Here is a 14,688-nt window from a genome sequence, read left to right as displayed (position 1 = left end):
TAAAGATCCGCCGGATCGCTGGACAACGCGCTTACGACGAGAAACGAGGGGCGGACGGACGTGGACTACTTCCACGGCTACTCGGTCGTCGGGCTGGTCGCGGTGCTCGGGGTGCTCTTCGTCACGGTGGCCTTCGGGGCCGGCCGGCTGCTGCGGCCCGTCGTGCCGACGCAGGAGAAGATGCTCACGTACGAGTGCGGCGTCGACCCCGTCGGCGAGGGCTGGGCGCACACCCAGATCCGCTACTACGTCTACTCCTTCCTGTACGTGATCTTCGCGGTCGACGCGATCTTCCTCTTCCCCTGGGCGACGGTCTTCGCCGCCGAGGGGTACGGCGGCACGACGCTGGTGGAGATGTTCGTCTTCCTCGGCTTCCTCGCCGTCGGCCTGCTCTACGCCTGGAAGAAGGGCGTCCTGGAATGGACGTGACCGATGTGACCGATGTGAGCACTCCCGAGTACCTGCCGGAGCCGCGCCGCCTCGGTACGCTCGCGCGGCTGGCACCCGAGCCGATGAAGGTGGTCCTGAACTGGGGCCGCCGCTACAGCCTGTGGGTCTTCAACTTCGGCCTCGCCTGCTGCGCCATCGAGTTCATCGCCGCCTCCATGGCCCGGCACGACTTCATCCGGCTCGGTGTGATCCCCTTCGCGCCCGGCCCGCGCCAGGCCGACCTCATGATCGTCTCCGGCACGGTGACCGACAAGATGGCCCCGGCCGTGAAGCGCCTGTACGAGCAGATGCCCGAGCCGAAGTACGTCATCTCCTTCGGCGCCTGCTCCAACTGCGGCGGCCCCTACTGGGACTCGTACTCGGTGACCAAGGGCGTCGACCAGATCATCCCCGTCGACGTCTACGTGCCCGGCTGCCCGCCGCGGCCCGAGGCGCTGCTGCAGGGCATCCTCAAGCTTCAGGAGAAGATCGCCCGCGAGTCGCTCGGCGAGCGCTACGCCGACGGGGACACCCCCCGCGCGTCCACCGCCGCGCTGCGCAGCGGCCTCGTCCAGGCCCCGCCGCCGCCCGGGGAGGCCGCGAAGTGACCACGCCCTTCGACCGGCTCCCGGAGCCGGACGCCGTCGCCGAGGTCTTCGGCACGGAGGCCACGGCGGAGGAGGCGTACGGCCTGCTGACCGTCGACGTCCCCGCCGCCGCCTGGATCGACGCCCTTCGGGCCGCCCGCGACACCCTCGGCTGCACCTTCTTCGACTGGCTGAGCGCCGTCGACGAACCCGGCACCGGCTTCCGCGTCTGCGCCCACGTCGCCGCCCCCTCGGTCGGCTCGGTGCGGCGCCTGATGATTCGTACGACCGTCCCGCACGAGGCCGCGGCGCTGCCGACCGCCGTCGGCGTCTACGCGGGCGCCGCCTGGCACGAGCGCGAGACGTACGAGATGTTCGGCGTCGACTTCACCGGCCACCCGCACCTGGTGCCGCTGCTGCTGCCCGAGGGCTTCGAGGGGCATCCGCTGCGCAAGGACTTCGTCCTGGCGGCTCGGGTGGCGAAGGCGTGGCCCGGCGCCAAGGAGCCGGGGGAGTCCGAACACGGCGGGCCGAAGCGCCGCCAGATGCTTCCCCCCGGTGTGCCCGACCCCAACGACTGGGGTCCGCTCAAGGGCCAGCTCCCGCCCGCCCCGGCCCGTCCCGCCCGCACCCCGCGCGCGGCCGGTGCGGCCGGTGCCGCGGGCGCGGCCGCGGACCGCCCCGCCCGGCGCACCCGCAGCGTCACGGAGGGCTCCGCCGGCCAGGCCGCCGCTCCGGGCGCGGCCCCCGCCGCGACCCCCGGGGTCGGGGCCGCGCGTCGCAGCCGCTCGGCGAGCGACGGCTCCGCCAGCCAGGCGGCCGCCCCCGACACCCCGCGCAAGCGGACCCCGGACGCCCCCTGGGACGTCCCCCGCGACACAAGCGCGGCCCCGCAGGCGCGGCCCTCCGCCGGAGCGACGCCCCCTGAGAAGCCCGCCGACGCCCAGGCGGCGCCCGCCGGATCGTCGCCGGCCACGGGCGGGCAGCCGCCCGCCGCGGCCGAGGCTCCCACGGCCGCGCAGCCCGAAGCGACGGAACGGCCCGAGGCGACCGCGCAGCCCGACCCCGGCCGACCGCCCGCAGGGCAGCCCGCGGACGGGGACGGATCCGCACCGGCCGAGGGGCCGGACGGCGAACCCGCGCGGACCGCCGACCGCGACGCCCCCGGCACCCCGACGCAGACCCCGGATGACGACGACGCAGAAGGAGGCAGCACACCGTGAGCGACGCCCTCGAAGTGATCCTCCGGCTGCTCGCAGTGCTCGTCGCCTTCCTCGTCCTGCCGCTGGTCGTCGGCCAGACCGAGCACAAGGTCATGGCGCACATGCAGGGCCGGCTCGGCCCGATGTACGCCGGCGGCTTCCACGGCTGGGCCCAGCTCGTCGCCGACGGCGTGAAGTTCGCGCAGAAGGAGGACGTGGTCCCGGCCGACGCGGACCGGAAGGTCTTCCAGCTCGCGCCCGTCGTCGCCCTGCTGCCGTACCTGCTCGCCATCGTCGCGATCCCGGTCGGCCCCGGCGGTTTCGTGGGCCAGGACATCGACGCGGGCCTGTTCTTCGTGCTCGCCGTGATGGGCGTCGGGGTCCTCGGCTCGCTCATGGCGGGCTGGGCCTCCGCCAACAAGTTCTCCCTTCTGGGCGGCCTGCGCACCGCCGCGCAGCTGATGTCGTACGAGCTGCCGATGCTGCTGGCCGCCGCGTCCGTCGCCATGGCGGCGGGCACGCTCTCGCTGCCCGGCATCGTCGACGCCTACGCGTGGTGGTGGACGCCGTGGCAGCTGATCGGCGCCGTGGTGTTCTTCACCGCCGGCCTCGCCGAGCTCCAGCGCCCGCCGTTCGACATGCCCGTCGCCGACTCGGAGATCATCTTCGGTGCCTTCACCGAGTACACGGGCATGCGCTTCGCGCTGTTCCTGCTCGCCGAGTACGCCGGCATCGTCGTGCTGTGCGGGCTGACCACCGTCCTCTTCCTCGGTGGCTGGCACGGCCCGTGGTCGGACAGCCTCGGCTGGCTGTGGACGCTGCTCAAGGCGGGGGCCCTGGCCTTCGTCGTCATCTGGCTCCGGGTCACCTATCCCCGGTTGCGCGAGGACCAGTTGCAGAAATTCGCCTGGACCGTCCTCATCCCGCTCGCCCTGGCCCAGATCGCGCTCACCGGCGTGGTGAAGGTGGTGATCTCCTGATGGGCATCCCCGGTTCCGGCCTGGCCAAGGGCCTCGCCGTCACCCTGCGCACGATGACCCGGCGCTCGCACACCGCGCAGTACCCGGACGTGCAGCCCGAACTTCCGCCGCGCTCCCGCGGCGTGATCGCGCTGTTCGAGGAGAACTGCACGGTCTGCATGCTGTGCGCCCGCGAGTGCCCCGACTGGTGCATCTACATCGACTCCCACAAGGAGACGGTGCCCGCCACCACCCCCGGCGGCCGCGAGCGAAGCCGCAACGTGCTGGACCGCTTCGCCATCGACTTCTCGCTCTGCATGTACTGCGGCATCTGCATCGAGGTGTGCCCCTTCGACGCCCTGTTCTGGTCGCCGGAGTTCGAGTACGCGGAGACCGACATCCTCGATCTCACCCATGAGCGCGACAAGCTGCGCGAGTGGATGTGGACGGTGCCCACCCCGCCGCCGCTCGACCCCGGCGCCGAGGAGCCCAAGGAGCTCGGCGCCGCCCGCAAGGCCGCCGAGAAGGCCGCCGCTGCCGCCGCTGCGGCCACCGCCGCGGCCGGCGCCGACCACGAGCAGCCGGGGGGCGACGCGTGAGCCTCGCCGCAACGCACCCCGGGTTCCTGTCCCCGACCGGCGTCGAGATCGTCTTCGTCCTCGTCGGCGTGGCGACCCTCGCCGCCGCCGTCGTCAGCGTCACCACCAAGCAGCTGGTGCACGCGGCCCTCTGGCTGGTGGTCGCGCTCGGCGGTGTCGCCGTCGAGTACCTCCTCCTCACCGCCGAATTCATCGCCTGGGTGCAGGTACTGATCTACGTGGGCTCCGTCGTCGTCCTCGTCCTGTTCGGGCTGATGCTCACCAGGGCGCCCATCGGCCGTTCCCCGGACGCGGATTCGGGCAACCGGATCGCCGCCCTGGCCGTGGCCGTCGCCGCCGCCGGCACGCTGGTGTGGGTCGTGGTGGACGCCTTCCGGGCCACCTGGATCGACGTGGACGGCGCCGCACAGGGCTCCACCAAGGTCACCGGGCAGATCCTCTTCCGGCACTGGGTGCTGCCGTTCGAGGCGCTGTCCGTGCTCCTGCTCGCCGCGCTCGTCGGTGCGATCGTCCTGTCCCGCAAGCAGTCCCGTCAGCAGCCGGGGGAGCGCTGATGCATCTCGCCTATCCCGCCGTCCTCGCCGCCCTTCTGTTCTCCGTCGGCCTGTACGGCGTCCTCGCCCGGCGCAACGCGATCCTCGTCCTGATGTCGGTCGAGCTGATGCTGAACGCGGTCAACCTCAACCTGGTCGCCTTCGACGTCTGGCTCCGCGACACCCTCCACGCCGGACAGGCGCTGACGCTGTTCGTCATCGTCATCGCCGCCGCCGAGATCGGCATCGGCCTCGCCGTCGTCCTGCTCGTGTACCGCAACCGGGGCACCTCGGACATCGACCGCCTCACCGACCTCGCCGACCACGAGCCGCACGACCCGCAGGGCGAAGGGGCCGGGCCCTCCGCACCCGAAGAGAAGGCCGAGGCCGCAGCGTGACCCTGACGACCCTCGCCGTCCTCGTCCCCCTCCTTCCCTTCCTCGGCGCCGTCGGCGGTCTGCTGCTCGGCCGCACCGCCCCCGGCTTCGTCCGGCCGCTGGCCGTACTGCCCACCGCGACCGCCTTCGTGCTGGCCGCGATCGTCGCCGCACGGCAGGGCAGCGGCCCGGCCACCGACGCCGCCACCCGTCTGACGCCGACCGGCTCGGTCCCCATCGACCTCGCCCTCCACCTCGACGGCTTCTCGGTGCTCATCGCCGTGCTCGTCGGCCTGGTCGCCACCTGCGTGCAGCTCTACTCCACGGGCTATCTGCGCGACGACCCCCGCTACGCCTCCTACTCCGCCCTGGTCTCGCTCTTCACCGCCGCCATGTTCCTGGTCGTCTACACCGGCGACCTGATGGTGCTGCTGGTCGGCTGGGAGATCATGGGCATCTGCTCTTACTTCCTGGTCGGCCACTACTGGGAGACCGAGGTCGCCCGGTCCGCCTCCCTCAAGGCGTTCCTGGTCACCAAACTCGGTGACGTCCCCTTCCTGATCGGCGTCTTCGCGCTCGCCGCCGACGCCGGGACGTTCCGGATCAACGGCATCCTCACCGCGGCCACCCACGGCGACCTCACGCACCCGACCGTCGTCGGCCTGCTGCTGCTCGCCGGCGTGGCCGGCAAGTCCGCGCAGTTCCCGCTGCACACCTGGCTGCCCGACGCGATGGCCGGCCCCACCCCGGTGTCCGCGCTGATCCACGCCGCCACGATGGTCGCGGCCGGCATCTACCTCGTCGCCCGGCTGCTGCCGGTCTTCGAGGCATCCACCGTCACCCTCGCGGTGCTCGGTGTGATGGCCGCCGCCACCATGATCGGCTCCGGCCTCGCCGCGCTCGCCCAGGACGACATCAAACGCGTCCTCGCCTACTCGACGATCGGCCAGCTCGGCTACATGGCCGCCGCCCTCGCCGTCGGCGACCGCAGTGCCGCCGTGTTCCACCTCGTCTCGCACGGTGCGTTCAAGGCCCTCCTCTTCCTCGCCGCCGGCGTCGTCATCCACGCCGCCGGCACCAACTCGCTGGCCGCGATGTCCCGCATGGGCGACCTCGGCAAGCGCGTCCCCGACGCCATGTGGACCATGGGCATCGCCCTGGCCGCCCTGGCCGCGATTCCCCCCTTCTCCGGCTTCTTCTCCAAGGAGTCCGTGCTGCGGGCGGCCGAGCACGCCTCCGCCGGCCACGCCGAGGGCGTCCCGGCGGCCGTCGGCTGGCTCGTCCTGGTCGCCGCGCTGATCACCGCCGTCCTCACCGCCGGCTACGCCACCCGCCTGTTCCTCCTCGCCTTCCGCGGCCAGGGCGCCGCCGCCCCCGAGGCGCACGGCAAGGAGCCCGCGGTCATGACCGTCGTGCTGTGGGTGCTGGCGATCCCGACCATCGCCTTCGGCGCGATCTCCCTCGTCCCGAAGGTCTTCGACCTCCCCTCCTGGCTGGACGGCAACGCGCTCACCCCGACCCTGGTGACCTCGATCCTCGGTGTCGGCCTCGCCGTGGTCGGCATCCTCGCCACCTACGGCGCCTGGCAGGCCGCCGCGGCCCGCCGCCGCACCCCGATCGGGGCGCTCGTCACCACCGGGGCGACCGACGAGGAGCCCGCGCTCACCGAGGCCGCGGCGCTGCAGACCCACGAGCAGGTCTACGGGGACATCGCCGCCGCCCAGGACCCCGCCGACCCCGGACGCCTGCTGCTCGGGCCGCTCTTCGGCCCGGCCTCACACGGCTTCCGCCTCGACGCCCTGTACTCGGCGCTCTTCGTCCGCCCCGTGCTCGCCGCGGCCGGCCTCGTCCGCTTCCTCGACCGCGAGGTCGTGGAGACCTACGTACGCGGCGCGGGAGGCCTGCCCCGGCTGCTCGGCGCGGTCGTGCGCCGCACCCAGACGGGCAATGTGCAGACCTATATCAGCGTGCTGCTGGCCGGCTCCGTGATCCTCGCCGTCCTCGTCGCCGTCGGAGCGTGAGCCGTGAACGACACCGTCCTCCAGTACGTCCTCGCGGCCGCCGTCGTCCTGCCGCTGCTCGGCGCCGCAGGCGCCCTGCTGCCGCCCCCGCCCGGTCTGAAGGGCAGGAACCCCGACCAGGCCGTGCTCCGCCACGGCGTGACCGTCACCGGTCTCGTCCTCGTCCTGAGCATCGTCCTCGCCGCGGGCTTCGACCACGACCACCCCGCCACGATGCAGGCGAGCACCGACATCAGCTGGATCCCGGCGCTCGGCATCCGCATCCACCTCGGCATCGACGGCATCAGCCTCCCCCTCTTCGTCCTGACCGCGCTGCTGAGCTTCCTCTGCGCGCTCTACAGCTACTTCAAGATGCCCGCGGGCCCCTCGCCGAAGGCGTTCGTCGCGCTCCTCCTCTTCCTCGAGACGGGCACGCTGGCCACCTTCGCCGTGCTCGACCTGCTGCTCTTCTTCCTCGCCTTCGAGATGGTCCTCATCCCGATGTACTTCCTCATCGCCCGCTGGGGCGGTGAGAACCGGGAGAAGGCCGCCCTCCGGTTCATCCTCTACACCCTCCTCGGCTCCGTGATCATGCTGCTCGGCCTCCTCCTCGTCGGGCTCGAGGCGGGCACATTCGACATGGTGGCACTCGCCACTGACAACGGGTCGTCACTCGGTCACTCCACGCAACTGATCGCGGTCCTCTCCATCGGCCTCGGCCTCGCCGTCAAGGCCCCGATGTGGCCCCTGCACAGCTGGCTCCCCGACGCCCACACCGCCGCCCCCACCGTCGGCTCGGTGCTCCTGGCGGGCGTGCTCCTCAAGATGGGCACGTACGGCTTCGTGCGGATCCTGCTGCCGGCCGCCCCCGAGGGCATGCAGACCTTCGCGCCCTACCTGGCCGCCTTCGCGGTCGTCGGCATCGTCTACGGGTCGCTGGCCTGCCTGGCCCTGGCCCGCCGCGGCGCCGGCGGCGACCTCAAGCGGCTCATCGCGTACAGCTCGGTCGGCCACATGGGCTTCGTCCTGCTCGGCATCGCCACCCTGACCCCCACCGGCGTCAACGGCGCGCTGTTCGCCAACATCGCCCACGGCCTGATCACGGGCCTGCTCTTCTTCCTGGTCGGCGCGCTCAAGGACCGCTACGGCTCCACCGACCTGGACACCCTCGCCGGACAGACCGGCGCCGCGCTGTACGGCAAGGCCCCCCGCATGGGCGGGCTGCTCGCCTTCGCGGCCGTCGCCTCCCTCGGCCTGCCGGGCCTGGCCGGCTTCTGGGGCGAGATGCTCGCCATGTTCGGCTCGTTCAAGCCCGCCCCAGGGCTTGACCGCGGCGCCTACCTGGCCTTCACCGCGATCGCCGCCTTCGGCACCCTGCTCACCGCCGCGTACCTCCTCGTCGTCGTGCGCCGCGTCTGCATGGGCGAGCGCGACACCGTCCACGCCGCGCCGGCGCTCGCCGACGTCAAGGGCTACGAGTTCGCGGCCTGGACCCCGCTGGTCGTCCTCACCGTCCTCGCCGGCCTGTGGCCCGCCGCCCTGCTCGGCCTCACCGACCCGGCCGTGCGCACCCTGCTCGGAGGCAGCTGATGAGCACCCTCGCCACCTCCGTCGTCCAGTCGGTCGACTGGGTCGCGATCGCCCCGCCCGCCATCGTCGCGGCGGCCGCGCTCGTCGTACTCGTCGCCGACCTCTTCCTGCCCGACGGCCGCAAGCGGCCGCTCGCCTGGGTCACCCTCGGCGGCCTGGTCCTGGCCGGGCTCAGTCTGCTTCCGCTGCTCGACGGCGACCGCACCACCTTCTGCCTCGTCGGCAGCCCGGCCGACTGCTCCTATGTAGCCGACCACTTCACGCTCGTCGTGCAACTGCTGGTGCTGGCCGGAGCGCTGATCGCCGCGCTGCTGTCCGTGCACACCCTCGACGAGCTGCCGGCCGGCGAGTTCTGGTTCCTGCTGCTGTCCTCGGCCTCCGGCGCCGCGCTGCTGCCCGCCTCCCGGGACCTGGCGACCCTGGTGATCGCCCTGGAGGTCACCACCCTCCCCGCGTTCGCCCTCGTCGGCCTGCGCCGCGGCGACCGGCTGTCGAGCGAGGCGGCCCTGAAGTTCTTCCTGTCCTCCGTCGCCGCGACCGCCGTCACCCTTCTGGGCGTCAGCTTCGTCTACGCCGCCACCGGCACCCTCCACCTCGGTGCCATGGCCAAGGGGCTCGAGGGCGTCGACCCGCGCCTGGACACCCTCGCCGCCGCCGGAGCCGCCCTCACCGTCGTCGGCTTCGCCTTCAAGCTCGCCGTCGCGCCCTTCCACTTCTGGGTCCCCGACACCTACACCGGCGCCCCGCTCCCCGTCGCCGGCTACCTGTCGGTCGTCGGCAAGGCCGCCGGGTTCGCCGGCCTCATCCTCGTCACGGTCGTCGCCTTCCGGCCGTACGCGCACGTCTGGGGCCCCGCTGTCGCCGTCCTGGCGGCCCTCACCATGACCGTCGGCAACGTCGCCGCGCTGGTGCAGCGGCCCGACCGCCCGCGCAGCGCGGTACGCCTGCTGGCCTGGTCGTCCATCGGCCAGGCGGGCTACCTCCTGGTCCCGATCGCCGCCGCCGCGTACACCGACCCCGACCGCCAGGTCGGCACCACCCTGGCGTACGCCCTGATGTACGGCGCCGTGAACCTCGGCGCCTTCGGCGTCGCCGCGCTCGTCGCCCGCACCGCGCCGCAGAACCGGCTCGGCGACTACCGCGGACTCCACACCGGCCACCCCTTCGCCGCGGCGGCCATGGCCTTCTTCCTGCTCTGCCTGGCCGGTCTGCCGCCGGGGTTCATCGGCCTGTTCGCCAAGGTCGCCGTCTTCTCCTCGGCGGTCGACGCGGACCTCGGCTGGCTGGCCGCCGTGATGGCCGTCAACGTCGTCATCGCGCTCGTCTACTACCTGCGCTGGACGGCCCTGCTGTACGCGAAGCCCGCCACGGAGCCGACCGGCACCGAGGAGACCGGCACCGAGTGGACCGGCGCGGACAAGGCCGCCGCCCTGCGCCCGCCGCGCCCGCTCAGCGCCGCCATCGCGCTCACCGCCATCGTCGGGATCGCCCTGTCCGGCGCACCCCAGCTCATCCTCCGCTTCGCCTCCGGCACCCTGCTCTGAGCGCCCGGTGGAAGGTGCACAAGGGAACTAACGCCCCTCCGGTGGCGTTGCCCCCTACAGGAGGTTCTCCTTGAACGAGGAGAGAAAGTCCTCCTGATGCACAACTTGGAGGGTGTACCGTGCACCGCCGGCACAACGGCCTGAAGACCGCCGCGCTCCTGGGCGGAATGTCGGCTCTCATCCTGATCATCGGCAGCTTCTTCGGCCGTACGGGATTGATCGTCGCGCTCGTCGTCGCCCTCGGCACCAACGCCTACGCGTACTGGAACAGCGACAAGATCGCGCTGCGCTCCATGCGCGCCCGCCCGGTCAGCGAGTTCGAGGCACCGGCGCTGTACCGGATGGTGCGCGAGCTCTCCACCGCCGCCCGGCAGCCCATGCCCCGGCTCTACATCTCCCCGACCGAGGCCCCCAACGCCTTCGCCACCGGCCGCAACCCGCGCAACGCCGCCGTCTGCTGCACCGAGGGCATCCTGCGTCTGCTCGACGAACGCGAACTGCGCGGTGTCATCGGCCACGAGCTCAGCCACGTCTACAACCGCGACATCCTCATCTCCTCGGTCGCCGGGGCCCTGGCCTCCGTGGTGATGTTCCTGGTGAACTTCGCCTGGCTGATCCCCATCGGCCGCTCCGACGACGACGAGGGCCCGGGCCTGCTCGGCCTGCTCCTGATGATGATCCTCGGCCCCGTCGCGGCGTCCCTGATCCAGCTCGCCGTCAGCCGCTCCCGCGAGTACGAGGCCGACGCCTCCGGCGCCCGCCTCACCGGCGACCCCCTCGCCCTCGCCTCGGCGCTGCGCAAGCTGGACGCGGGCACCAAGCGCGCACCGCTGCCGCCGGAGCCCCGGCTGGAGACCACCAGCCATCTGATGATCGCCAATCCGTTCCGGCCCGGCGACGCGTCCAAGCTCTTCTCGACCCACCCCCCCATGGCCGAACGCATCACCCGCCTCGAGGAGATGGCCGGCTACCGCCGCTGACCTCCCGGGAACGGCGGGAGGAACGGCGCGCCGAGTGCGCGGGGCGCCGTTCGCGGGTAGGGGATCCACAGGGGACGAGTGACGGACCGACGGTACCGGCCTCCGGACAGGCGGGGGTCCCCGGCGCGTGGGAGGCTGAGGCAATGAAGGCGGTCAACCTCGTCCTGAACGTCGTGTGGCTGATCATCTGGGGGCTGTGGATGGCCATCGGCTACGCCCTGCTGGGGCTGCTGATGTTCATCTTCATCATCACCATCCCCTGGGGGATCGCGTCCCTGAGGATCGCCAACTACGTGCTGTGGCCCTTCGGGCGCACCACGGTGGAACGCCGCGACGCGGGAGTCGGGTCGCTGCTCGGCAACATCATCTGGCTGATCTTCGCGGGGATCTGGCTCGCCATCGGCCATGTGCTGGCGGGCATCGGCTTCTGCCTGACGATCATCGGCATCCCGTTCGGCATCGCGAACTTCAAGATGGTGCCGATCTCCCTGGTGCCGCTCGGGCGTGAAATCGTCCCCGTCGAGGCCCCGTACGCCACCCGCTGAACCGCCGCCCGCCGAGATCCACACTGGGCCCGCCCGCCGGGCCCCGCCGCCGGTCCGGGCTCAGCCCGGCTCGATGTTGTGGTTGAGCCGGAAGACGTTGTCCGGGTCGTACGCGGTCTTCACCCGGGCCAGGCGCCCCAGGTTGTGCGCGCCGAGGCCGGCGACCACACGCCCCGAGCCCTCGTCGCCGATGAAGTTCAGGTAGACCGCGCCGGAGGACCACTGCCGCATGTCGTCCCGGATGTCGTGCGCCCACTGCCGGGCCCGCCGGTCGTCCGCCGGGTCGGCCCACAGGCCGAACGGGTGGACGACCCACGGCGACCGGCGCCACGGGATGGGGTAGTCGGCGGGGGCCCGCGCCACGGCGCCGCCCGCGGGGAACAGCACTTGCTGGGAGGGGGAGGGGACGACCATGTCCCGGGCACGGGCGCAGAAGCGGTCCACGGCCTCGTCGGGGAAGTGGTCCAGATACTCCGCCGACCAGTAGTTCCGGTAGCCGGGCGGGTCGTCGAGCATGGACTGCAGATCCGCGTACGGCAGCTCCATGACCAGCCGGCCCTCGGGGCCGAGCGCGAGCAGCGGCTCGAGCACCTCGCGCGCCCCGGCCTCGGTGCCCGCGTACGTGACCAGGACCGCGCAGGCGAGCGCGCCCACCAGGTGCTCCGGCACGAACTCCTCCGGCGGCCCGGTCAGGAAGAGCATGGCGCCGCCCACCTCGTCCGGCGCGGAGGCGAGCAGGGTGCGGTAGGTGCGCAGCACCTCGGGACCGGCCTCCGCCGGCCACAGCAGCAGGGCCATGGTGAATGCGGGCAGCGGGTGCAGCCGCAGCGTCAGCGAGGTCGCGACGCCGAAGTTGCCGCCGCCCCCGTGCAGCGCCCAGAACAGCTCCGGATCCTCGTTCTCGGCGGCGCGCACCAAGGTGCCGTCCGCGGTGACCAGCTCGGCTTCCACCAGGCTGTCGCAGGCCGGCCCGAACTTGCGCTCCAGCCAGCCCGATCCGCCCCCGAGGGCGAAACCGCCCACCCCCGTGGTGGACACCCGGCCCCCGGTCGTGGCCAGCTCGTACGGCTGGGTCGCCCGGTCCAGGTGGCTCATCGTGGCGCCGCCGCCGACCCGCGCCGTGCGGGCCCGCGGGTCGACGACCACGGCGTGCATGCGCCGCAGGTCCACGACGACCCCGCCGTCGGTCAGGGACATGCCGGCGACGCTGTGCCCGCCCCCGCGCACGGCGATCTCCAGGCCGCGGTCACGGCCGAAGCGGATCGCCGCGGCGACGTCGTCGACCGTCTCGCAGAGCGCGATCAGCGACGGCCGACGGTCGATCATCGCGTTGAAGAGCGTGCGGGTCTCGTCGTACGACGGGTCGCCGGGGACGACCACCTCCCCCGCGAAGCCGGACCGCAACGCGTCCAGGGCCGCGCCGTCCAGGACATGGGGTGCCATCGGTGCCCCCTCTCTCCACCTCCACGGTAGGACGGGGGTCTGGGCCCGGCACGTCGGCGCCGGGCCCGCGCGGTCAGTCCGCCAGCCCGGCCGCCAGGGCCGCGCCGAGCTCCCAGCAGGCCTCCAGGTCCGGCTTGGAAGGCTCGCCGGTGACCGTCACGGCGGCCGCGGCCCGCGTCCAGCCCAGCCCCGTCGTGATCGCCTCGATGCCGCGGACGGTGCCCGTGACGTCGTTGCCGCCGTGCACGTAATAGCCGAACGGACGGCCGCGCGTGGCGTCCAGGCACGGGTAGTAGACCTGGTCGAAGAAGTGCTTGAGCGCCCCGGACATGTAGCCGAGGTTCGCCGTCGTGCCCAGCAGGTAGCCGTCCGCCGCGAGCACGTCGGAGGCGGTCGCCGCGAGGGCGGGCCGCCGCACGACGTCCACGCCCTCGATCTCGTCCGTGGTCGCGCCGGCGACCACCGCCTCGAACATCGCCTGCAGATTCGGCGACGGCGTGTGATGCACGATCAGCAGGGTCGGCACTCAGCTCACTCCGACAGGCGCCGACGCGGGCAGGCTGTCCATGAAGGAGCTCACCGAGAAGACCGCGTTGCCGGGGCCGGCCGGGCCGTAGCCGGGCGGCGAGCTGAGCCCGTACTCCTCCAGCGTCGCGCGGTACACGTCCAGCAGCCGGATGTGGTACTCCAGCGGCGCCCCCTCCGGGTTCGCCTTGCCGAGCGGCGTCGTCGGCTCGGGGCACCAGGTGGTGAAGCGCGGGGTGATGCCCTGCGACATGAAGAAGCGCAGGCCCTCGGCGGTGGAGTCGATCGCCTCGCCGACACTGGTGAAGCCGAAGGGCTCGGCCATCTCCACGCCCGCCACGAAGTTCGGGATCACATTGCGCGGACCGAAGATCTCGGCGGAGTCCAGGATGCGGCGGTGCCACTCGTCGCGGCCGACGTAGCGCTCCTTGCCGGGGCAGTAGAGCTCGAACAGGCGGCGGTCCCACACCTCGTAGTTGGGGTGGTAGATCTGCACGCCGTAGTCCTTGAAGCGCTGCACGTCCTCCTTGGGCAGCGCTTGCGCGACGACCTTGCCGATCCAGCGGCCGGGGAAGCGCTCCTCGATGGCCTTCGCGTAGTGGCCGTAGAAGTCCGCCTCGTCCCGCCCGGCGACCTTGGAGGTGATCGCCCCGCCGGTGAGGGTGTACGCGGTGGAGGTCTTCGCCTCGTCGTACTTGTCGATGATCTCCAGGGCCTCCAGCACCTCCTCGACCGGCTTCACGCCCGTGTAGGGCCGGCCGGCCGCCTTGTGCTGACGCCAGTTGTGATTGATGTCGCAGTACTGGCACTCCTCCTTGGCGCCGAAGTACTGGCACACGCGGAAGACCGTCAGATAGATGAGGTAGCCCCACTGGATCGTCGGCGCGACCTCCATCACCGACTTCCCGTTCTCCAGGGTGTGCCGGTAGTAGTCGGGCATCGGCGGCAGACCGACGTCCGCGATGCGCACCCCGTCGAGGTAGAGGCCGAGCACACCGCGCCCGCCCGCGCGCACGCGGTACGGCGAGGCCGGGTTCACCCGCACCGACACGACCGTGCGGCGCAGGTCGTACGGCCCGCCGGTCAGCACGATCTCCTCCGGCGGGCGGTTCAGCGCGGCGGCGCCCAACTCGGGGAGGGTGCGGTGGTCGAAGGAGAAGATGAAGTAGGACTTCGGTTTGACGTCCCCGCCCTCGCCGCCGCTGAGCGCGGACTCGTCGAAGGCGATCCCGCCGCGCAGCAGGTCTTCCTTGATGACCGCTTCGCGCGGGACGTGCGGGAAGCGGCTCATCAGGTCCTCGACCAAAGCGGTGCGGCTCTGCATGCCCGGCTCCATCCTCGAGACACTGCCCCGGGTCCGCCGCCGGCGAGCGGG

Annotated in this window: 15 protein-coding genes; 12 read left to right on the top strand and 3 right to left on the bottom strand. The window is 72.3% G+C overall.

Annotation, left to right across the window (positions count from 1 at the left end):
• The first annotated feature begins 60 nt into the window (after nt 1–60).
• The 12 genes from AB0F62_RS23425 to AB0F62_RS23370 all read left to right on the top strand — a co-directional run bounded on the left by AB0F62_RS23425 (nt 61) and on the right by AB0F62_RS23370 (nt 11,345).
• Complete coding sequence (locus AB0F62_RS23425) at nt 61–429, top strand: NADH-quinone oxidoreductase subunit A (protein ID WP_018558821.1); 369 nt, start codon at nt 61–63, stop codon at nt 427–429.
• A complete protein-coding gene (locus tag AB0F62_RS23420; protein WP_361802273.1) occupies nt 420–1,037 on the top strand; it encodes an NADH-quinone oxidoreductase subunit B family protein in 618 nt (205 codons plus the stop codon). The genes AB0F62_RS23425 and AB0F62_RS23420 overlap by 10 nt, the downstream gene beginning before the upstream one ends.
• Nucleotides 1,034–2,239, top strand: coding sequence for an NADH-quinone oxidoreductase subunit C (locus AB0F62_RS23415; protein WP_361802270.1), 1,206 nt, complete (start codon nt 1,034–1,036; stop codon nt 2,237–2,239). The genes AB0F62_RS23420 and AB0F62_RS23415 overlap by 4 nt, the downstream gene beginning before the upstream one ends.
• Nucleotides 2,236–3,198: an NADH-quinone oxidoreductase subunit NuoH gene (gene nuoH, locus AB0F62_RS23410; protein WP_361802267.1), complete on the top strand. Its 963-nt coding sequence runs from the start codon at nt 2,236–2,238 to the stop codon at nt 3,196–3,198. Before AB0F62_RS23415 ends, nuoH begins: the two co-directional genes overlap by 4 nt.
• Nucleotides 3,198–3,776, top strand: a complete 579-nt coding sequence (locus tag AB0F62_RS23405; RefSeq protein ID WP_361802264.1) for an NADH-quinone oxidoreductase subunit I — start codon at nt 3,198–3,200, stop codon at nt 3,774–3,776. Before nuoH ends, AB0F62_RS23405 begins: the two co-directional genes overlap by 1 nt.
• On the top strand, nt 3,773–4,330 hold the full coding sequence (locus AB0F62_RS23400) for an NADH-quinone oxidoreductase subunit J (RefSeq protein ID WP_361802261.1): 558 nt from the start codon (nt 3,773–3,775) through the stop codon (nt 4,328–4,330). Before AB0F62_RS23405 ends, AB0F62_RS23400 begins: the two co-directional genes overlap by 4 nt.
• On the top strand, nt 4,330–4,707 hold the full coding sequence (gene nuoK, locus AB0F62_RS23395; protein WP_361802258.1) for an NADH-quinone oxidoreductase subunit NuoK: 378 nt from the start codon (nt 4,330–4,332) through the stop codon (nt 4,705–4,707). The genes AB0F62_RS23400 and nuoK overlap by 1 nt, the downstream gene beginning before the upstream one ends.
• Nucleotides 4,704–6,707 carry an NADH-quinone oxidoreductase subunit L gene (locus tag AB0F62_RS23390; protein WP_361802255.1) on the top strand — a complete coding sequence of 668 codons (2,004 nt, stop codon included), beginning with the start codon at nt 4,704–4,706 and terminating at the stop codon, nt 6,705–6,707. The genes nuoK and AB0F62_RS23390 overlap by 4 nt, the downstream gene beginning before the upstream one ends.
• Nucleotides 6,708–6,710: 3 nt before the next feature.
• Nucleotides 6,711–8,276: an NADH-quinone oxidoreductase subunit M gene (locus tag AB0F62_RS23385; RefSeq protein WP_361802252.1), complete on the top strand. Its 1,566-nt coding sequence runs from the start codon at nt 6,711–6,713 to the stop codon at nt 8,274–8,276.
• Complete coding sequence (locus tag AB0F62_RS23380) at nt 8,276–9,820, top strand: NADH-quinone oxidoreductase subunit N (RefSeq protein ID WP_361802249.1); 1,545 nt, start codon at nt 8,276–8,278, stop codon at nt 9,818–9,820. The genes AB0F62_RS23385 and AB0F62_RS23380 overlap by 1 nt, the downstream gene beginning before the upstream one ends.
• Before the next feature lie 119 nt (nt 9,821–9,939).
• Nucleotides 9,940–10,800: a zinc metalloprotease HtpX gene (gene htpX, locus AB0F62_RS23375; RefSeq protein ID WP_361802246.1), complete on the top strand. Its 861-nt coding sequence runs from the start codon at nt 9,940–9,942 to the stop codon at nt 10,798–10,800.
• 143 nt (nt 10,801–10,943) lie between these two features.
• Nucleotides 10,944–11,345, top strand: coding sequence for a YccF domain-containing protein (locus AB0F62_RS23370; RefSeq protein ID WP_361802243.1), 402 nt, complete (start codon nt 10,944–10,946; stop codon nt 11,343–11,345).
• Nucleotides 11,346–11,405: 60 nt separating this feature from the next.
• Here AB0F62_RS23370 and AB0F62_RS23365 read toward each other — a convergent pair whose 3' ends face one another.
• From AB0F62_RS23365 to AB0F62_RS23355, 3 genes are all read right to left on the bottom strand, one after another.
• Entirely contained in the window at nt 11,406–12,788 is a 1,383-nt protein-coding gene (locus AB0F62_RS23365; protein ID WP_361802240.1) for an FAD-binding oxidoreductase, read from the bottom strand.
• Nucleotides 12,789–12,861: 73 nt separating this feature from the next.
• The gene (locus tag AB0F62_RS23360) at nt 12,862–13,314 is read right to left on the bottom strand and encodes a flavodoxin family protein (protein ID WP_361802237.1); all 453 of its coding nucleotides are present in this window, start codon (nt 13,312–13,314) and stop codon (nt 12,862–12,864) included.
• Nucleotides 13,315–14,637, bottom strand: coding sequence for a radical SAM protein (locus AB0F62_RS23355; protein ID WP_361802234.1), 1,323 nt, complete (start codon nt 14,635–14,637; stop codon nt 13,315–13,317).
• Between the last annotated feature and the right edge of the window lie 51 nt (nt 14,638–14,688).

The sequence above is a fragment of the Streptomyces sp. NPDC026673 genome, assembly GCF_040638135.1.
Classification (GTDB): Bacteria; Actinomycetota; Actinomycetes; order Streptomycetales; family Streptomycetaceae; genus Actinacidiphila.
This window is presented reverse-complemented; position numbering and strand designations above follow the sequence as displayed.